This window comes from Aeromonas sp. QDB18 (assembly GCF_027705325.1).
Taxonomy (GTDB): domain Bacteria; phylum Pseudomonadota; class Gammaproteobacteria; order Enterobacterales; family Aeromonadaceae; genus Aeromonas; species Aeromonas caviae.
On the sequence record NZ_JAPDBQ010000225.1, the window covers coordinates 1 to 3,651 of the forward strand.

4 protein-coding genes are annotated in these 3,651 nt (G+C 59.4%); 2 read left to right on the top strand and 2 right to left on the bottom strand.

Annotated elements, in window-relative coordinates; genetic code table 11:
- Nucleotides 1-89: 89 nt before the first annotated feature.
- Together OKC30_RS20155 and OKC30_RS20160 are read right to left on the bottom strand one after the other, a co-directional pair.
- Nucleotides 90-938: a tetratricopeptide repeat protein gene (locus OKC30_RS20155; protein WP_042017306.1), complete on the bottom strand. Its 849-nt coding sequence runs from the start codon at nt 936-938 to the stop codon at nt 90-92.
- Nucleotides 935-1,657 (bottom strand): 4'-phosphopantetheinyl transferase family protein, encoded by a 723-nt coding sequence (locus OKC30_RS20160; protein WP_160837890.1) that lies wholly within the window; start codon nt 1,655-1,657, stop codon nt 935-937. Before OKC30_RS20160 ends, OKC30_RS20155 begins: the two co-directional genes overlap by 4 nt.
- A 276-nt stretch (nt 1,658-1,933) precedes the next feature.
- On the opposite strand from OKC30_RS20160, the gene OKC30_RS20165 reads away from it, so the two are divergent.
- Both OKC30_RS20165 and rlmF read left to right on the top strand, forming a co-directional pair.
- Complete coding sequence (locus OKC30_RS20165; RefSeq protein ID WP_039039319.1) at nt 1,934-2,422, top strand: C40 family peptidase; 489 nt, start codon at nt 1,934-1,936, stop codon at nt 2,420-2,422.
- Nucleotides 2,423-2,573: 151 nt separating this feature from the next.
- Nucleotides 2,574-3,521, top strand: a complete 948-nt coding sequence (gene rlmF / locus OKC30_RS20170; protein ID WP_160837892.1) for a 23S rRNA (adenine(1618)-N(6))-methyltransferase RlmF — start codon at nt 2,574-2,576, stop codon at nt 3,519-3,521.
- Nucleotides 3,522-3,651 lie beyond the last annotated feature (130 nt).

A 3,651-nucleotide genomic window follows, 5' to 3' on the forward strand; every position in this document is an offset into this window, starting at 1 on the left:
CCGATGTGGAGCGGGTGATGTCACTTTGTAGCCGAGATTGGATAAAACTGACCTAATGTTTAATCCGATTGGTATGATTTTCCTGTCGCTCAATAGAGCAGGCTGTAGAGCTTGCGACGATAACTCTGCGCCGCCGGGTGTGCGCCCATGGTTGCCAGCACATCGAGATAGATCTTCTTGGCATCGCCAAAGGCGAGATCACGTTTGAGGATGGTGAACAACAGAGCCAACGCCTCCTCCTGTCTACCAACCTGGCTGTAGAGCACCGCCAGCTCCTGAGCGAGGGCATGGTCATCAGACTGTTCAGCGTGGCGCAGCTCCAGGGCGCGCAGCTCAGGACTGTCGCTGGCCTGCAGCGCCAGCGAGAGGCGGGAGCTCAGGGTCTGGTAATGGTCATCCTGTGCCACCATGGGGATGGTCGAAAGCAGGCTCTGCGCCTCGTCAAGGAGATTGAGATCCAGCGCGGCCTGTATCAGCCAGAGCGTGATGTCGTGACGCTCGGGGGCGAGGCGATGGGCCTGGCCAAGATGGGTGTGCGCCACATCGGCTTGCCCGTTCTCCAGCGCCTGCTTTGCCTGATCGAGCAGCAACTCCTCCTCTTTGGGGGCAAAGGCGGCGAAATACTGGCGCAATGTGGCTTCATCCTGCGGCCCTTCCAGAATGGCCTGTTCATCCGGGCGCCCCTGATGGAACAGCACCAGCGCGGGCAGTGCGCGCAGGGCAAGCTGGCTGGCCAGAGGCTGCAACTGGGGGTCGTTCATGTCGACTTTGGCAAGGGTCACCGCCGCATTGGCCGGGCCGACCAGCGCTTCCACCTGCGGGGTCATGGCCTGGCACTCCGGCATCTGGGGGGCGTGGAAATAGATGACGACCGGCTTTTTCATGGACGCATCGAGCAATTCTGCGTGGAAGTTCTGGGGAGTGATGTCGACGATCATGAGGCTGACTCTCGAAAAATGGTGTGGATCAACATGGGGTCCAGCGGGGTGGAATTCAAGCGTGCGTCCAGCAGATGGGCATCGACCCGGCGGGCCGGGGCAGCCAGGCTGAGCCATCCGCTGCCCGTGGGCCAGTCACGGATTTCATAGTGGCGATTGTCGAGATGATTATTGAGCTGCCATGCCTGCTCCGGAAGGAAGCAGATCTTGTCGAGCCCGGCGGAAATACCATCGCCATGCGCCTTGAGCACAGCTTCCTTGCGAGACCATAGCCGATAGAAGGCCGAATGTTGCTCCTCTCGGGGCTGGGCGCTCAACCATTGGTATTCGCTTGGCGCATAGAAGCGTTTGGCCAGCGGCAGTATGGGGCGGTGACGCACTCCCATCTCGATGTCCACCCCAAGGGGGCCCTCCTCACAGAGGGCGATCACCAGCCACTCTCCGCTGTGGCTGAGGTTGAACTGCCAGCGATGACTGAGCAGTGTCGGTTTGCCATGCACACCGATACCAAAAGTCAGGGCATCGGCCCGGCAATGGAGTCGCTCGGCCAGCAGGCGGCGCAGCAGCACCCGGCCGAGCAGGTACTCATGCTGGCGACCCGCCTGGTGGATCTCGTGCCAGTGACGGCGTTCATCCGGGGCGAGTTCGGATGCCAGCCTGATCACCAGGTCTGCATCAACGCTTGCCGTATTTAACAAATAGAGATCCGCAGATAGCATAATATTTCACTTAAAAATGGGGGTGAAATAGTGATAACAGTCCGTTTGATGCGCTCAAAACCGATGCTTTCAAGATTGTATATTGTTTGGGCATGATCACATAAATTGCGCTAAACAGAGCATTTCCTTGCAAAAATGTGAGGTCGATTGGGATTTTCGCTTGCCTCGATAGAATTCTTGGATATAGTCGGGTGCTGTTGCCTTATAAATTGCCCTTTCGGGCTGCATTTTAACAAGTTTCACTCTTTTTGCGGGGATAAAGGATTGCGCCACCTGATGCTACTGCTGGTCGCGCTCGGAATGGTGGGTTGTGCATCGGCACCCCAACCCGAGGTCGCGAGCAAGATCGAGGTTTCCATGATGGAACCCGTGATTGAACCCGAAGTTTCACCAACCCCTGACGTCAACGAAATCCTGACCGTATACAAAGAGTGGCGCGGCGTTCCTTACCGGATGGGAGGCAGCAGCCAGCGAGGCATCGATTGCTCCGCCTTCGCCCGTGAAGTGTTCCGCAATGCCGTCGGCATCGAATTACCCCGTGATACCCGCTCCCAGGTCCATGAAGGCACCCGGGTTTCCAAACAGGATCTGGTCGAAGGAGACTTGGTCTTCTTCAAGATCAACCGCCGCCTCAATCACGTGGGCATCTATGTCGGCAATGGCGAATTCATTCATGCCTCCACCCGCGCCGGGGTGACACGCTCCAAGCTCGACAGCAGTTACTGGCGCAGCAAATTCTGGCAGGCACGCCGGATAGACATCTGAGTCAGGCTGGACAAACGGCTCGCAGTACGGACTGTTTTTCCAACCTCACTTGAACCGGGCCCTCAGGGCCCGGTTTTTTTATGACCCTCGTTTAGACTTTCCCTGGTCGACTCTCTATAGTGTGGCCCCCTTGATCCTCGGCAGGTCCAGCATGACACCCCAGCAGAAAACCGGATTGCACCCGCGCAATCGCCATCAGGCACCCTACGACTTCGACGCGCTCTGCCAGCGTACCCCGGCGTTGACGCCTTTCGTGTTCACCAACGAGCACGGCACCCGAACCCTGGACTTTGCCGATCCGGCCGCCGTCAAGACGCTCAACCGGGCATTGCTGGCACTGCACTATGGCATTGCGCATTGGGATCTGCCCCCCGGCTATCTCTGCCCGCCCATTCCGGGCCGGGTAGACTACCTGCATCGAGCCGCGGATCTGCTGGCCGAGAGCGCGGGATGCGTACCGACGGGCAAGCAGGTTCGAGTGCTGGATGTCGGTGTCGGGGCCAACTGCATCTATCCCTTGCTGGGCGTCCGGGAGTATGGCTGGCGCTTCGTGGGCTCAGACATCGATCCTGTGTCGGTGAAGGCGGCGACCCTGCTGGCCACCAGCAATGGATTGGGCAACCAGATCACATGCCGTCATCAGGGTAACCCCAAGCATGTCTTTCGCGGGATCCTGGGGCCGAAGGAGCACTTTGCCCTGACTCTGTGCAACCCGCCGTTTCATGCTTCTCTGGCGGAAGCGAGCAAGGGGACGGAGCGAAAGCTGCGCAACCTGGGCAAGGGCCAGGCAGTGGCCGGGGCGCCCGTGCTCAATTTCGGCGGCCAGAAGGCCGAGCTCTGGTGCGAGGGGGGCGAGGCGGCGTTTCTGGCGGCCATGATAGAGCAGAGCAAGGAGTTTGCCAGCCAATGCCTCTGGTTCAGCTCGCTGGTGTCGAAAAAGGAAAACCTGCCTGCCGCACGAAAGGCGCTGGCTCGGGTGGGGGCGCAGGATGTCAGGGTGATCGACATGGCGCAAGGCAACAAGGTGAGCCGGATCCTCGCCTGGAGTTTCCTGGACGATGGGCAGCGCAAGACCTGGTGGACCGCCCAGGGGAGATGATCGAGGACGGGGCTCAGTGGCGACACGGGCCCTGTCTCTTTTTCAGATCAGATGGGCGTTGTTGCCCAAATCGACTATTGAAACGCCCTTTCCTCCGGCCTTGAGCGATGGCTACACTCGGGGCCTTCTG